The 15,773-nt window shown below is 33.2% G+C and carries 13 protein-coding genes; 6 read left to right on the top strand and 7 right to left on the bottom strand.

Going from position 1 to position 15,773, the window contains the following annotated elements; genetic code table 11:
• Positions 1 to 18: 18 nt before the first annotated feature.
• The 3 genes from thiI to ezrA form a co-directional block, all read right to left on the bottom strand.
• Complete coding sequence (gene thiI, locus HMPREF2597_RS06140) at positions 19 to 1,242, bottom strand: tRNA uracil 4-sulfurtransferase ThiI (RefSeq protein WP_002478038.1); 1,224 nt, start codon at positions 1,240 to 1,242, stop codon at positions 19 to 21.
• The gene (locus tag HMPREF2597_RS06135; RefSeq protein WP_002478037.1) at positions 1,242 to 2,375 is read right to left on the bottom strand and encodes a cysteine desulfurase family protein; all 1,134 of its coding nucleotides are present in this window, start codon (positions 2,373 to 2,375) and stop codon (positions 1,242 to 1,244) included. Before HMPREF2597_RS06135 ends, thiI begins: the two co-directional genes overlap by 1 nt.
• A gap of 266 nt (positions 2,376 to 2,641) precedes the next feature.
• A complete protein-coding gene (ezrA, locus tag HMPREF2597_RS06130) occupies positions 2,642 to 4,336 on the bottom strand; it encodes a septation ring formation regulator EzrA (RefSeq protein WP_002478036.1) in 1,695 nt (564 codons plus the stop codon).
• A 130-nt stretch (positions 4,337 to 4,466) separates the two neighbouring features.
• Between ezrA and HMPREF2597_RS06125 the strand changes: the two genes are divergently transcribed.
• Together HMPREF2597_RS06125 and rpsD are read left to right on the top strand one after the other, a co-directional pair.
• Positions 4,467 to 4,934 carry a GAF domain-containing protein gene (locus tag HMPREF2597_RS06125; RefSeq protein ID WP_002478035.1) on the top strand — a complete coding sequence of 156 codons (468 nt, stop codon included), beginning with the start codon at positions 4,467 to 4,469 and terminating at the stop codon, positions 4,932 to 4,934.
• 226 nt (positions 4,935 to 5,160) lie between these two features.
• Positions 5,161 to 5,763 carry a 30S ribosomal protein S4 gene (gene rpsD, locus HMPREF2597_RS06120; protein WP_002458855.1) on the top strand — a complete coding sequence of 201 codons (603 nt, stop codon included), beginning with the start codon at positions 5,161 to 5,163 and terminating at the stop codon, positions 5,761 to 5,763.
• A gap of 168 nt (positions 5,764 to 5,931) precedes the next feature.
• Here rpsD and HMPREF2597_RS06115 read toward each other — a convergent pair whose 3' ends face one another.
• A complete protein-coding gene (locus tag HMPREF2597_RS06115; RefSeq protein WP_002478034.1) occupies positions 5,932 to 6,678 on the bottom strand; it encodes a glycerophosphodiester phosphodiesterase in 747 nt (248 codons plus the stop codon).
• A 78-nt stretch (positions 6,679 to 6,756) separates the two neighbouring features.
• On the opposite strand from HMPREF2597_RS06115, the gene HMPREF2597_RS06110 reads away from it, so the two are divergent.
• From HMPREF2597_RS06110 to serA, 3 genes are all read left to right on the top strand, one after another.
• Positions 6,757 to 7,203, top strand: a complete 447-nt coding sequence (locus HMPREF2597_RS06110; protein ID WP_002478033.1) for an SACOL1771 family peroxiredoxin — start codon at positions 6,757 to 6,759, stop codon at positions 7,201 to 7,203.
• Between the two features lie 268 nt (positions 7,204 to 7,471).
• Complete coding sequence (locus HMPREF2597_RS06105) at positions 7,472 to 8,632, top strand: pyridoxal-phosphate-dependent aminotransferase family protein (protein ID WP_002478032.1); 1,161 nt, start codon at positions 7,472 to 7,474, stop codon at positions 8,630 to 8,632.
• Positions 8,622 to 10,241, top strand: a complete 1,620-nt coding sequence (gene serA / locus HMPREF2597_RS06100) for a phosphoglycerate dehydrogenase (RefSeq protein WP_002478031.1) — start codon at positions 8,622 to 8,624, stop codon at positions 10,239 to 10,241. Before HMPREF2597_RS06105 ends, serA begins: the two co-directional genes overlap by 11 nt.
• Before the next feature lie 385 nt (positions 10,242 to 10,626).
• Here the strand turns inward: serA and HMPREF2597_RS06095 are convergent, their stop codons facing one another.
• The 3 genes from HMPREF2597_RS06095 to HMPREF2597_RS06085 all read right to left on the bottom strand — a co-directional run bounded on the left by HMPREF2597_RS06095 (position 10,627) and on the right by HMPREF2597_RS06085 (position 14,328).
• Entirely contained in the window at positions 10,627 to 11,751 is a 1,125-nt protein-coding gene (locus tag HMPREF2597_RS06095) for an HAD family hydrolase (protein ID WP_002478030.1), read from the bottom strand.
• A 130-nt stretch (positions 11,752 to 11,881) separates the two neighbouring features.
• Positions 11,882 to 13,351 (bottom strand): N-acetylglucosamine-specific PTS transporter subunit IIBC, encoded by a 1,470-nt coding sequence (nagE, locus tag HMPREF2597_RS06090; protein ID WP_002478029.1) that lies wholly within the window; start codon positions 13,349 to 13,351, stop codon positions 11,882 to 11,884.
• 359 nt (positions 13,352 to 13,710) lie between these two features.
• Entirely contained in the window at positions 13,711 to 14,328 is a 618-nt protein-coding gene (locus HMPREF2597_RS06085) for a lysophospholipid acyltransferase family protein (RefSeq protein WP_002458847.1), read from the bottom strand.
• A 163-nt stretch (positions 14,329 to 14,491) separates the two neighbouring features.
• On the opposite strand from HMPREF2597_RS06085, the gene HMPREF2597_RS06080 reads away from it, so the two are divergent.
• The gene (locus HMPREF2597_RS06080; protein ID WP_002478028.1) at positions 14,492 to 15,715 is read left to right on the top strand and encodes a S1C family serine protease; all 1,224 of its coding nucleotides are present in this window, start codon (positions 14,492 to 14,494) and stop codon (positions 15,713 to 15,715) included.
• Positions 15,716 to 15,773: the final 58 nt, after the last annotated feature.

Here is a 15,773-nt window from a genome sequence, read left to right as displayed (position 1 = left end):
TAATAACTATCAAAGATACTAAAATAATTCATTTATTAAAGCAGCTGTGTCTTCATCTTTTTTGCTTTTATAATTTTTATCTATTGTTAATGTTTCAATCTGTTCTACCGCTTGTTGTATCAAACTATCAAAATCAAACACACGCTCATATTTTTCAACCTTATCAAAATCTGGTTCTGTTACAGGATTTTTTGGTGTAAAAATAGTACAACAATCTTCAAACGGTTGAATTGATACGTCATATGTACCAATCTTGCGTGCCATTTTAACAATTTCTTCTTTATCAAGTGTCAATAGAGGACGTAATACAGGTGTAGAAGTAACATGATTAATAGCATACATACTTTTCAACGTTTGACTTGCTACTTGTCCTAGATTTTCTCCATTAACAATCGCATGTGCACCTATTTCATGAACAACTTTGTCAGCAATACGCATCATCATACGACGCGTAGATGTCATTGTGTATCTTGGGTGAACAACTTTGTTGATTTGTTTTTGTAAATTTGTAAATGGAACAATATGCAATTTAATTGGACCTACACGTTGAGACATAATGCGTGTAAGTTCAATGACTTTTTCTTTGGCTTTTTCACTTGTAAATGGTGGGCTATGGAAATGTATGGCTTCAATAGTTACACCACGACGCATTACTTCAATTCCTGCAACCGGTGAGTCAATACCTCCTGATAACATTAATAATGTTTTGCCACCTGTACCAACTGGCAACCCACCAGCGCCTTCAAAGATTTCATGATATACATAAATCGCGTCTTTTCTAACTTCAACACGTAGTTCATAGTCTGGTTGTTTTACGTTCACTGTAAGTCCAGGAACATTTTCAATAACAGCGCCACCCACTATACGTTGTAATTCATAAGTATCTAATGGAAAAGTTTTATCTGAGCGTTTAACATCAATTTTAAAAGAAGCATTTGTGTTAAAATTTAATGCTAATTTGATACAAAGTTGATTGATTTCATCAACAGTTTTGCCAGTTTTTAATACTGGACTTACTGATTTAATACCGTAAATTTGAGTTAAGCGCTGGATGACTTCATTACAATCCGTTTCTTCTTCTAAATCTATGTACATGCGATCTCTTTTTCCCATGACATGCGTGCCATTGATTGATTTTAATGCTTTATTCACATTGTCCTTTAAGCAGTTGACAAACTTTTTACGGTTAGCCCCTTTTAAAGTGAGCTCACCATACCTAACTAAAATATGATCATAATTCATTACTTTAATAACTCCTTCACTTCTCCATATATTTCATTAAATGCTTTTTTGAATGTATCTATATCTTCTTGGCTTGTAGTATCACCAAAGGATATTCTAATGCTTCCTTCAATGCGTTTATCTGACAATCCCATAGCTAACAATACTTCATTAAGTTTTTCTCTTTTAGAAGAGCAAGCACTCGTTGTTGAAACCATAACATCCAGTTTAGAAAATGCATTGACAAGTACTTCTCCTTTAACGCCTGGAAATGCGATATTAACAATGTGTGGTGCAGCATTTTCTGGCGAGTTTAAGTATACACCTGGATAATTTTTTAACATATCTACAATTTGCTGTTTAAATGATGCAAATTTTTCATACCGTGATAACAAGTGTTCATTAGCTAATTTTAACGCTTTGACCAAAGATACATCCATAGGCAAGTTAACAGTTCCACTACGTACACCATACTCTTGACCGCCACCTTGAATAATCGGTGTGAGCTTTCTCACATTATCTATGAGAAGTAAACCTTGTCCCTTTAAGCCATTAAATTTATGACCACTCAGACTCATGCTATTGATTCCTTCTATTAACAGAGGTATTTTACCAAATGCCTGTACAGCATCTACATGAAAATGCGCTTTAGGATAGTGCTTTAATAAATCTACAATAGCTTGTATAGGTTGAATTTGTCCCATAATATTATTAACATGCATACACGTTACAAGACCAACATCTTCGGACATTAATTGTTTTAAATGTTCCACATCTATTATTCCTTGCGAAGTAACATTTACATATTTTAATGTAAAACCTTCTTGTTCTAAACTACGCATTACTTCTAACACTGAAGGATGTTCTAAAACGGATGTTATAATGACATTAGCTGTATCTCTTTTTCTATAAGCGATACCTTTTAATGCGATATTGTTTGATTCAGTTGCGCCACTAGTGAATAGAACATCAAATTGCGGACAATTCATGATTTGTGTTACTTGCTTTTTCGCTTGTTGCAATATTTGCGCTGCTTGTAACCCAGCATAATGTGGGCTATTCGGATTATAATATAATGACTGATTCACCTTTACAAAAGAATCTATTACGTCTAGATTGGCTTTCGTTGTTGCCGCATTATCAAGATAAATCAAAACCAACACTCTCTTTCATTTAACTGTATTCTATTAAAACTATTATCTGCTATTTTTATAAAAATTAATACTCAAGCATTATACTATTTTTTTGAAAAATTAAAAGTAAATTTCTTCATTTGTCTCTTTTTAGATTCTACTACCCAATTGAATTCGTAGAACAGTAGTGCAATTTAATTTTTATTACGGAGTCAATATAGTATAAGTAGGCTGGAACATAATCAAATGTCCCAGCCTATTTTATGCATTTCTATTGTATAGTGCAATTATTCTTTTGTCATTTGTTCTTCTATATATTTTGTTATACCTGGTTCAACTTTCTCAAGTGCTTGTTCAGCAAGCTCAATTGATCGTTTATAACGATTGTTTTTAAATAGGCGTTCTGCTTCGTTTAGACTCTTATCTAAACTATTATCATCTTTACGATAGCGATTACCGTATTGTATTAATCGTTCAGCATAAACTGCATTTACTAATACATCATTAGCCTCGTCTTCAAACGTATTCATTTGAATTACAATTTTAGCAACTTTATCCTTTAATTGCTTGACATGAATAGGTTTGGTGCTAAACTGTTCATTTACAGCTCTAACTTCGTGATCAATCTCATTTTTCATAATGATAAATCGTTCTGGTACACTTGTTAGATTAGATGCAAGCAATCGACGATATACTTCTTCTTTTTTAGACTGTACACGTAAAAGATTATCTTCAGCATCTGCTTCATCTTCTCGTAATTGAATTAAATGATTTTGTAATTTTTCTTGATCCTCGTTTATTTCTGCAACATGATCGTCTAAATACTCTAAGTTGTCTTTAACTTCACTATAACGGACCGCTGACTTAGACATTTCTTGTAATATTTCATCGTAAACTGCAATTAGATTTTGAATTTCATTTTCATGCTGTCTCACGCTATGAACATCGCTCTCATTAATGAAATAATTTTCTTTAACATAATCTATTTCAGTTTTAAGTGTATAATTCATTTCTTTCGCTCTAAATAATGCGTCAGTAATGTCCTCTTTAGACTCTTCAACTTCATTTTTGGCTTTAACTTCATATTCAATTAAATCATACATTTCATCTAATTTATCATTAATGGCGTCTAATTTTTCATTTGCAGCTTCTAATTCTAATCGACTAATCATTGGCTCAACAAAACTTAATTCCGTTTTCAAACTTTGTAGCGTGCCATCAATTTTGACATGGTCTAAATCAAAACCATCAACTTTTAAGTCGCGACAGCCATATTTTAAATCTTGGAATTGTCCTGGTAATTCCTTTTGGGCTTCACGAATTAATTCCGGAATTTCTTCCATATATGTTTTAAGTTGTGTCATTGTTTCATTTAAGCCAGCAATGTGATTATGTGCTTGAACATAATTACCTTCTGCTTTAAGTGTTTCAAATTGATCAAGTTGCGGTTCGAATTGTTCAATTTGTTGTTCTAAAGGTGCAGCTGCTTCACCATATTGATGTCTATTAGCCAACACATCACGTTTCATTTCACGGTAATTTGTTTTACATTGTTGATAAATACTATCACTATCTTTATGTAAAGCTACAATTTCATCAACTTCTTTTAATTGTGACTGATACCCTTCTTCATAATGATCCATTAATTCATTGGCATCATCGATATCATTCTGAGCTGCTGAAAATTTAAATTTATCAAGCTGTTCTTCAGCACTTTGTAGTTTTTCTTCTACTGGTGCTAAATAATTAGTTGTGTTATCCATTGTAGCTTTTTTCAATGCATCATATTTCGTTTTTGTTTCACCTTTCAAGTTTAGCTTTGTTAATTTTTCTAGATTGCTTTCATAAGGTAACTGTTGAATTTCAACTTTACGTTCTTCAGCATTAGAAATTAAAGTTCGCTTGTTTGAGCGCAAAAAGAACATAATTCCTATAGCAATCAATAAAATGATGAAAATTGCTAAAATAATGTATAAGACCATCTCATTCTCCTCCTAATTTATCACATTTTATTATAACGTAATTTGCCCTGTGATTTAAGTGAAAAATAGATGAATTGCCGAATTTATTTTTACCTATTATAATATGAAGAAAAATGAGCGAGGTAATTTAATGACTGGTACAACATCTACAAATTATAATTTACTTTCAAAACAACTTCAGAGTTTAATAGAAGATGAAACTAATTTAATCGCTATATTAAGTAACACATCTGCTTTATTAAATGATAATCTCGACCAAATAAATTGGGTTGGTTTTTATTTAATAGACAATCAAGAACTAATATTAGGACCATTTCAAGGTCATCCAGCGTGTGTTCACATCGCTATTGGAAAAGGTGTGTGCGGCACTGCTGTTGCACAAAACCAAACACAGCGCATTGCGGACGTCCATCAATTTCCGGGACATATCGCTTGTGATGCACAAAGTAAATCTGAAATAGTCATACCTTTACATCAAAACAATGAAATTATTGGTGTATTAGATATTGATTCTCCTATTAACAGTCGTTTTACAGAGGAAGATCAGCGACAATTAGAAAACTTAGTATCAATTATCGAACAACAACTTTCTCTGTAGTTATATTTAAGTATTGACACTTTACCATAAAATGTTACAATAATATTTGTGTGAATTTACGAAAGTAGCAGCTATATATTATTAAGCGCTATGTTGTTCCCAAAGCGGACGTGTCGTGTAACTGTAGCTATAAGGCGAAGACACATAAAACAACATATCTTGATGAGCATATAGCACTCTTTTTTGTTTATTCATAACAACAAAAAAGAAAAGGAGGAGTCAATTTATGGCTCGATTCAGAGGTTCAAACTGGAAAAAATCTCGTCGTTTAGGTATCTCATTAAGCGGTACTGGTAAAGAATTAGAAAAACGTCCTTACGCACCAGGACAACATGGTCCAAACCAACGTAAAAAATTATCAGAATATGGTATGCAATTGCGTGAAAAACAAAAATTACGTTATTTATATGGTATGACTGAAAGACAATTCCGTAATACATTTGATATTGCTGCTAAGCAATATGGTGTACATGGTGAAAACTTCATGATTTTATTAGCTAGTCGTTTAGACGCAGTTGTTTATGCATTAGGTTTAGCCCGCACACGTCGTCAAGCTCGTCAATTAGTTGGTCATGGTCATATTGAAGTAGATGGTCGTCGTGTCGATATCCCATCATATTCATTAAAGCCTGGTCAAGTGATTACTGTACGTGAAAAATCACAAAACTTAGATATTATTAAAGAATCTGTTGAAATCAATAATTTCGTTCCTGAATACTTAGATTTTGATGCAGATAACTTAAAAGGTACTTTCGTACGCTTCCCTGAACGTAGCGAATTACCAGCAGAAATCAATGAACAATTAATCGTTGAGTACTACTCAAGATAATAAGTGTTAGACTTTAGGACATCATTCCTAAAAAATTAGCCAGTAAATGCGTATTTTGTAAATGCATTTACTGGCTTTTTTACGTTACGGATGACTGTATGGCTTCATATTCCCTGTATTATCGTATTTTTACTTACAGGTCACAATTTAAAATTATTAACGCTTTCTTTATAGTTGAAAAAGTTCATCTGGTATATCTGTAATAATGCCATCGACACCTAGTTTAATAAGTGACTGTGCAGCTTTGGCTTCATTTACAGTGTACGGCATAACTTTGAGATTAACTTGATGTGCGCCATCGATAAATTTTTTAGTTACTATAGAGTAATTGGGATTAATATAGTCCGCATATTGTGAAATATCTTCAAAATTTGGTAAACGATGCCAATATTTCTTCTTACTTATCAATACACCAAGTTTGTATACTGTCGTTTTTGTTGCTATAGATCGCACACTTTCTTCGTCAAACGATTGTAAAATCACTTGCCTTTTCGGCATATGATAGCGATCCAAAACGTCGAGTAACATATCTTCAATACCAGGATATTGTTGAGGAACTTTCAACTCTATCAATAATATTTTTGAATACTGTCGAGCTAATTGTAATATATCTTCTAATTTAGAGATTCGGGTTCCCTTAAAAGCTTCTCCCCATTTGATTCCAAAATCAAATTGTTGTAATTGCTCATATGTATAATCTATGACTTTTCCTCGGCCATTAGAAGTGCGATCAATTGTATCATCATGTATGACCACAAGTTGCTTATCTTTAGTGTAATGGACATCAATTTCTAACATATCTATTGGTAATTCTAAAGCCGCTTTTAAGCCTATATATGAATTTTCAGGATAACGTTTCGATAAACCACGATGTGCAACGATGCTAAACGTTGAATTAGGTCTTGAAATAGTCATTAAAAGTCCCCTTCCTTGCTTTCTATTTTAAATTATCTAAACTAAAGTTAACATATCAAACATGGAGGTCAAAGTTATATGGTTATGCATGATTTTAAAGTAAAAACACATTGGACAGGAGGACGAGAAAGTATTGGTACCGTAGAAGGCGATATTTTGAATGAACGTATTTCCATTCCCTCATCTCTTGGTGGTAATGGCACCGGGACAAACCCAGATGAAATGTTAGTTTCAGCTGCCTCATCTTGTTATATCATATCACTCGCAGCCGCTTTAGAACGTGCAAGGTTTGATAACATTACTATTAAAAATGAATCTATAGGAACTGCTCAATTTAATCAAGGTAAATTTTCAATGATAAGAATTGTTCATAAACCAACAATATTTATTGATAAATTGCAAAGCAATCGTTTACAACAACGTATTTCAAAGCTAACTCAAATTGCTGATGAACATTGTATGATTTCAAATTCAATCAGAGGAAATATAGAGATTATTATTGAACCAACAATAGCAGAGAATTAACAATGCGTATTATTTTATATCAAGTGACTAAGTACAGCATTCTATGAACAAAAGTCCTGCAATGCGGAGAAAAAAGACACGAAGAAGATTTTTAAGTTGAAATCCTCTTTGTGTCTTTTGGTATTTATGTCTTAACCTGTTTCAGCATTCAAATTGAAATTAGGTACAACTATCTCTATTTTTAAATATATAATATATGAAATTGCCTTTAAAATTTTCAGAATATTTGGTAAAATTGAAAAATCATCATATTGGAGGAAGTTTTATTATGCACTATTACGAAACTTTATTATTAACACCTGGTCCTACCCCAGTACCGAAAGAAATCAATGAAGCCATTCAATTGCCTATGGTAGGTCATCGCTCGGCCGACTTTGAAAACATAGCTAAGACGGCATTTACATCTCTGAAAAAGATTTTTGGCAGTACAAATGATGTTATGGTATTAACTTCAAGTGGAACAAGCGTATTAGAAGCAAGTATGTTAAATATCGTTAATCCAGATGACCATTTTGTCGTTATTGTCTCAGGAGCTTTTGGTAATCGTTTTAAACAAATTGCAGAAACATATTATCAAAATGTACATGTTTTTAATGTAGCATGGGGAGAAGCTGTTAACATTGATGCATTTAAAAATTACTTATCTAATCTAAATGAAACGATTACAGCTGTATTTTGTCAGTATTGTGAGACATCAACTGGTGTCTTGCATCCCGTTGGACAAATAGGATATGCAATTAAATCTTTTGATCCTGACATTTATTTTGTCGTTGATGGTGTCAGTTGCATTGGTGCTGTTGACGCAAATATGGAGCGGGACAATATCGACGTGCTAATATCAGGTAGTCAAAAAGCTATTATGCTGCCACCAGGACTTGCTTTTGTCGCATACAATAATCGAGCACTCGAAAGATTTCAAGAAGTAAAGACGCCCAGATTTTATTTAGATTTAACTAAATATCATTCATCATTAATACAACATAGCACACCTTTCACACCAAATGTAGCACTCTTTAGAGCACTTAACCGCTATAGCGCGTTAATCGAAAATGAAGGATTTGAACATGTTATTAAACGACATAATATCATTAAACAAGCTTTAAGAACAGCACTAAAGGCTTTAGATTTAGACTTATTAGTACAATCACAAGACGCCTCACCTACCGTCACTGCTTTTATACCAAAAGATAGTGCTGAGCTCAAATACATTAAAGATTCATTAAAAGCAAACTATCGTATTACAATTGCTGGTGGCCAAGGCAAACTTAAAGGTCAGATTCTGCGCATTGGTCATATGGGAAAGGTTTCACCATTTGATATTCTTTCTGTTGTTGCAGCGTTAGAAACGATTTTATCTGACTATCGCAAAATGAATTATATTGGTAAAGGCATGAAAGCATATATGGAGGTAATTCATCATGAAGCATAAGATATTAGTAGCAGACCCTATATCTAAAGAAGGTCTTACGGCATTAATAAATAATCCCAACTTTCAATTAGATATTCAAACTAATTTATCAGAAAATGAATTGTGTGAAATGATTGATAGTTATGAAGCTCTAATTGTTCGTAGCCAAACACAAGTCACTGCTAAAGTATTAGAATCTGCCTCACACCTCAAAGTTGTTGCACGTGCTGGAGTTGGCGTTGACAACATTGACATAAATGCTGCTACATTAAACGGTATAATCGTGATTAATGCACCTGATGGAAATACGATTTCAGCAACTGAACATTCAGTTGCTATGCTCTTAGCAATGGCACGCAATATTCCAAATGCACATGCTTCATTACAACAAGGAGCATGGAATCGTAAAGCATTTCGTGGTGTAGAACTTTATCAAAAAACTCTGGGAGTAATTGGCACTGGGAGAATTGGTCTTGGGGTAATTAAACGTTTGCAAAGCTTTGGTATGACTGTTTTAGCATATGATCCATTTTTAACTAAAGAAAAAGCCAAAGAATTAAATATCGTTATAGCCTCACTAGATGAGATAGCTAAAAAAGCAGATTTTTTAACTGTGCATACACCTTTAACTGAGAAGACAAAAGGTATGATTGGAAAGGACTTCTTTAATAAAGCAAAATCAACATTACAAGTGATTAACGTTGCACGTGGTGGCATTATAGATGAAGCAGCTTTATTTGAAGCAATAGATAAAAAACAAATTGCCAAAGCTGCCATCGATGTCTTTGAAGAAGAACCTCCAACTAATTCACCTTTAATTAGTCACGACGATATTATTGTAACGCCTCATTTAGGTGCCTCAACTATTGAAGCCCAAACCAAAGTAGCCATTTCAGTTTCGGAAGAACTTGTAGACTATTTTGAGCAAGGATTAATTAAGCATGCGATTAACGCGCCAACATTAGATTTTTCTAATATTAGCAACACTGCTCGAGAATTCATTAAAGTTAGTGAAATTGCAGCTGAACTTGCTGTGCAATTATTTGATCACGCACCAGAAGACATTAAAATCACAGTAAGCGGAGAAATTGTTGAACCGCACGCAGATTTAATCTTGCGTTCATCCATTACACAGTTACTAAAACCACATTTTGGCCATCGTGCAAATTTAATCAATGCTTTAGTATTATTAAAAGAACAAGAAATTAATTATCAAGTTGAAACAAGAACATCAGCTGGCTCAGCTTTTAAGAATTATGTTGAAATACGTTTGCAACATCAATCATATTCTCTAACTATTGGTGCAACCGTTATTGAAGGGTTTGGTCCAAGAATTATAAGAATTAATGATTTCTCAGTCGATTTTCAGCCTAATGCTTATCAATTAATAACTTATCACAACGATGTGCCTGGAATTGTCGGTCGAACAGGAGCGTTGCTTGGTCGAGAACAAATCAATATTGCAAGTATGTCGTTAGGTAGAAATACTGAAGGCGGACAAGCCATGATGATTATTGCTGTCGATCAACCAATCACAGACAAAGTTATTCAACATCTCAAACAAACCCAGCAATTCACAAAGATTCATGGAACAATTCTATCGATTCCTAACACAGAGTCTAAGGCATAAAGTTTTCTCCAAGAACTTAGAATAATATCATAAACTATATATACAGAATGGACCATCAATCTCAAAATTATGAGGCTGGGACATAAATCTCAGAAAAATAGCAGTCAGATGAATTGAATTCAACTCATCTGACTGCTTCTTTTTTATTGAATACTTCGTATTGTTGGCTCGCTTTCTTAGAGGACAGCTTCAGCCACCCCAACCTACACTACCAATAGAAACTTCAGTTTTAATATCTTCAAATGATATCACCTACCATATTCATGATATTGTGGAAACCAAGCCCTAAGAAAAATTTAGTCATTTTCAATCCATTACATTTATGTCCCAGACTGTTCAAAATAATCCGTAAATAATCTATTATATATAACTTACCAATCTTTATTTATAGTAGAATGCTTCTAATTTCACCAACATGGTTGATAATAAAGTCTGCCCCATGCTGTTCTAATTCAAGACGAGCTGATTTGCCGCTCAATCCAGTTAATGTTCCAATAAACGTTGCTCCAATTTTTTTCGCACACAATAAATCTGCTAGTGAGTCTCCCACAATATAAACATCTGTACCACAAACGATATGATTTTGATTTTTGATATATTCACTGTAATGCTCACGATGATTTCCATTTAATGTTGCTATATAACTAAATGGATTCGGCTTACCTAAAGGTGCAGAAGATGGATATTGTGATTCAGCAGTTAATACCTCTGATGCGGTCACAATATGTGACTGATCAAACCATTGTAATAAACTAAATGATTTAAACGGCACAATTGTTTCTGTTCTAGGTCTGCCTGTTGCAACAGCCAATTGATAGCCTGCTGCATTTAAATCATGTAATAATTGTTGAATTTCCGCTTCAGGCCGTAATAAAATTTCTTGAAAAATAAAGCCTTTTTTAAAGGTGCTTCTTGGTTTTTTCTGTTCAATCTCTTCATATAAGCTTTGTCCTAAATACCATTCTTGATAAACCTCTTGCGTAAAATGCCACAGCGTACTTTTTAAATTAAACATATCATCTTGAACAATCTCTAGCTCCTGTTGTGCATATTGCTTTAATGATTCATATATTTGAGTTTTCCCATGTGTTGTCGTTGATAAAAAATGCTTAACATTTAGTGGTGAAAGGCTCGGTTGTTGATTTAAATGTTGCTTAATAAATGCAATACTGTCTACAGTAAAATGCTGACTTGACAGCACAGCCTCTCTATCTCCTTTAGAAAGCTCCTTCAAAATATGTATAAAATGAATGCTAAAAACAATAAATAACATATCCCAATTCGAATTAAGACCCAGTGATTTAAAATGATTTAAAATCTTATCATTCTGAAATATCTCATTTCTAATTTGTTGAATTTGATCATCTGTTAAATCACTATATTGTTTAATAGGTTGAAGACCTAAATAATTTTCACTATGTAATAATTCATCAACTGTGAGTGCTGAAACATCAAAACAACGTTCTTCACTTAAAAAAACGCCATCAACATCAAATAATATAGATTTCACTCACACCACATCCTCTCTATTACTTTTCTTAATCATACCTAATTGATATGTTTGGTGCAAATGCAAAATGCGGTTAAACAGTACGTCAATGTAGACATTTGCTTAACCGCATTTTAATGCTATTTAAATTCTACAATTGCTTTTCAATTTCATCAGCAACTTGTTGAACATGCGTTCCTACAATTACCTGCGCTGAATGGTTGCCACTCTTAGTAACACCTACTGCCCCAGCATTTTTTATTTTCTGTTCGTCTATCACTACATTATCCTTCAGTTCCATTCTAAGACGTGTCGCACAATTCGTTAATGATACAATATTATACTTACCGCCAAGCCCTTCTAAAATCTGTTTAGCAGTATTGTAATATTTACTTTGACCCTCACCATTATCTGGAACTGCGTGATGATTGTTATCAGTTTCAGTAGGATCAGCAAGCAAATTATCCCCTCTACCAATTGTATTTAAGTTAAAGACCTGTATAACAACTCTAAAAATAACATAATATAATACAAAGAAACACACGCCTTGTACTAATAACATCAACGGATGATTTGCAACAGGATTAATTAATGATAGGGAATAGTCTATCAATCCTGCACTAAATGCAAACCCTGCAGTCCAATGAAACAATGCTGCAATAAATAGTGATAACCCAGTTAATAATGCATGAATAACAAATAAAACGGGTGCTACAAACATGAAAGCAAATTCGATAGGTTCAGTTACACCAACAAAGAATGCACCAATTGAGCTAGCTAAAAACCAAGCATACACTTGCTTTTGCTGTTTGCTTTGAGCCGTATGATAAATCGCTAAAGCAGCAGCTGGCATACCGAACATCATTACTGGGAAGAAACCTGCTTGATAACGTCCTGTAATGCCTTTTACGGCATCTTTACCACTTTGGAATTTACCAATATCATTGATGCCAATAGTATCGAACCAGAATACACTATTTAATGCATGATGTAATCCAGTTGGTATTAATAACCGATTAAAGAATCCATATAAAAATGCGCCAAATGGTCCAAACCCTGTGATTGTTTTTCCAAAAGTAACTATAGCATTATAAACAACTGGCCAAGCTACAAGAAGCACCAACACCAAAAACGTACAGAAAAATGCAGTTAATATCGGCACTAATCTACGTCCACTGAAGAAAGATAGCGCAACTGGTAATTCTGTTTCACTAAATTTATTATATGTATACGCTGCTATTAAACCGATAACAATACCAATAAAAACATTTGAATTATTCATTTGTGAAAAAGCTAAATCTAGACTATTTTCTTTAACATGTAAAACTGGAGCTATCTTGGCTGGTGACAAAACAACAGTTACTAGCAAATAACCCGTCACTGCTGCAAGCGCAACTGCCCCATCATTCTTTTTCGCCATACCAATCGCTACACCAATTGCGAATAAAATACCTAATTGTTCCAGTATGGTTGAACCAACAGTAGTAAAGAACAAAGCAACTTGTGCCCAGATATGCAACGCATTTAATGCATTACCTATTCCAGTAATAATCGCAGCAGCAGGTAATATTGCTACTGGTAACATTAGCGAGCGACCTAAATTTTGAAAAAACTTACCCATATTATCAATCCTTAATACGTATTTATTTTTATTACTTATTTATTATAATTGCCAAACAAATAAATAACCATATGCATTTTGTATTTTTATAGATTTATTTGAAAATGTTAACAAAATATTTAATATTACGAAACTTCTAATACAAAGTATATATTACATAATCTTCATAGCTTGCACGCTTCTATTTTAGTTATGAATTTACCTTTAGCAATATTACATAGCAGTTTAATTAATCATCGTTTCATCTTTAATGTGTAAAAAGTAAAAGAGAACTTCTATTAAACTTTAATAAAAATCCGCTTTATTTCACTATATATTTTATCTTCAAACTTAAATTTGTTGGTAATATAACAATTTAATTATTTTTCATAATATAAGACATTTAACTCTTTCTGTAATTCCCCTGTTCTTTTTTCAATTTCTTTGGTAAGATATTCAATCTTTTCATTACGTTTTAATTCTTTTGGAATATCACTAAGATAAATAGGTTTTCCAAATTTAATTGTGGCACGACCAGTCAACAATCCTAAAATATGCTTTGGTCCAACGTAAGCAGCTGGTAAAATCGGCGACTTACTTAACAAAGCAATTGTAGAGGCACCTCTTTTTAATGGTGCGCCTTCTGTAGATGTTCGATGTCCTGTTGGAAAGATACCTACCGTTTTATTTTGCTTTAATAAATTAATAGGACGTTTTAATGTACTAGGACCTGGATTTTCTCTGTCTACTGGAAATGCGTTTAAAGAAGTTAAAAATTTACCTATCCATTTATTTTTAAATAATTCTTTTTTAGCCATATAATTAATTTCATTTGGCACAAGCGCTAGCGCTAACATAATGACTTCGTTATAGCTTTCATGTGTACATGTCACAATATATTTACTATCCTTCGGTACATTTTCTTTCCCTAATACATATAAAGATTTAGCCCCTTTTACTAACAAGACATTTAATAATTTACTGATGATTTGATACATAATGGCACCTTCTTTGCTTTTATTTCAACAAATTGAATTTTATCATTATATTCTTGCCTTAACAAGCAGCGTCAAAGATACTTCTAAAGTCTGATAGTAATTTACTAGAATTATTGTTGAAAACCATACATAATAATATTATGTATGAAATAGGAGGTAGACAATGTCAATATTCAATCAACATTATAGAAATCCAAAACCTCGTTTTCCTTTGTTTAAAACAATAGTCATTGCTATTGTTGCAGGAATCATAGGTGCATTAATCGTCTTAGGTATTGGAAAAGCGCTAAATCATACCAGCTTGAATCAAAATGGTTCGCAAGTGCAAGAGGCAACAAACTCTAAAGGTGGCAATCGGCTGGATGGTAAAAGTGAAAAATACAATTCTGTCAACCAAATGATTAAAGATGTATCACCTTCAATTGTGGGTGTTATTAATATGCAAAAAGCTTCAAGTATTGATGACTTGCTGCGTGGTAAATCCACAAAATCACAAGAAGCAGGTGTTGGTTCTGGTGTAATATATCAAGTTAATAATGATTCATCTTATATTGTAACGAATAATCATGTTATTGATGGCGCGAATGAAGTTAAGGTACAATTACATAATGGTAAACAAGTTGATGCTAAACTCGTTGGTAAAGACGCGGTTTCAGATATTGCAGTTTTGAAAATCAAACAAACAAATGGAGTTAAAGCCATTAAATTTGCTAATTCTAGCAAAGTGCAGACAGGTGACTCTGTATTTGCAATGGGTAATCCTTTAGGACTTGAATTCGCTAATTCAGTTACTTCAGGTATCATTTCAGCCAACGAACGTACCATCGATGCAAATACATCGTCTGGCGGTACGAAAGTGACTGTCTTACAAACTGATGCTGCGATTAATCCAGGTAATTCTGGAGGTGCACTTGTTGATATAAACGGTAATCTTGTGGGTATAAATTCAATGAAAATTGCCGCTGAACAAGTTGAAGGTATCGGCTTTGCTATTCCTAGTAATGAAGTTAAAGTTACGATTGAACAACTTGTAAAAAACGGCAAAATCGAACGTCCTTCAATTGGTATTGGATTACTAAATTTAAGTGAAATTCCAGACTCGTATCGTGAAGAATTGCATACAAATCGAAAAGAAGGCGTATATGTGGCTAAGGTTGAACATGGAAGTACGATCAAGAAAGGTGATATTATTACAAAGATAGATAATACAACAGTTAAAGAAGATACCGATTTAAGAACGTACTTATATCAACATAAAAAACCTCGTGAAAAGGTAACTTTAACTATTATTAGAGACGGAAATACAAAAGAAATCGACGTAACATTAAAAAGTCAAAAAGCATCTCATACTTCAGAGTCATCAAGAAGTAGCCAATTTGCACAATAACTTCTTAGCATTTGAATTTAATTTATATAAAAAGGGTCTGGGACATACATCTCAGAAA

This window comes from Staphylococcus sp. HMSC063A07 (assembly GCF_001836955.1).
Lineage (GTDB): Bacteria > Bacillota > Bacilli > Staphylococcales > Staphylococcaceae > Staphylococcus > Staphylococcus lugdunensis.
The sequence above is the reverse complement of the archived record's forward strand: the minus strand, read 5'-3'. Positions and strand labels throughout refer to the sequence as shown.

Coding starts and splice junctions, on each gene's coding strand:
- HMPREF2597_RS06115 (WP_002478034.1), bottom strand. CDS start 6,678: ATGACTATTTCAAGACCTAATTCAACGTTTAGCATCGTTGCACATCGT.
- thiI (WP_002478038.1), bottom strand. CDS start 1,242: ATGAATTATGATCATATTTTAGTTAGGTATGGTGAGCTCACTTTAAAA.
- rpsD (WP_002458855.1), top strand. CDS start 5,161: ATGGCTCGATTCAGAGGTTCAAACTGGAAAAAATCTCGTCGTTTAGGT.
- HMPREF2597_RS06080 (WP_002478028.1), top strand. CDS start 14,492: ATGTCAATATTCAATCAACATTATAGAAATCCAAAACCTCGTTTTCCT.
- HMPREF2597_RS06125 (WP_002478035.1), top strand. CDS start 4,467: ATGACTGGTACAACATCTACAAATTATAATTTACTTTCAAAACAACTT.
- serA (WP_002478031.1), top strand. CDS start 8,622: ATGAAGCATAAGATATTAGTAGCAGACCCTATATCTAAAGAAGGTCTT.
- HMPREF2597_RS06105 (WP_002478032.1), top strand. CDS start 7,472: ATGCACTATTACGAAACTTTATTATTAACACCTGGTCCTACCCCAGTA.
- HMPREF2597_RS06085 (WP_002458847.1), bottom strand. CDS start 14,328: ATGTATCAAATCATCAGTAAATTATTAAATGTCTTGTTAGTAAAAGGG.
- ezrA (WP_002478036.1), bottom strand. CDS start 4,336: ATGGTCTTATACATTATTTTAGCAATTTTCATCATTTTATTGATTGCT.
- nagE (WP_002478029.1), bottom strand. CDS start 13,351: ATGGGTAAGTTTTTTCAAAATTTAGGTCGCTCGCTAATGTTACCAGTA.
- HMPREF2597_RS06110 (WP_002478033.1), top strand. CDS start 6,757: ATGGTTATGCATGATTTTAAAGTAAAAACACATTGGACAGGAGGACGA.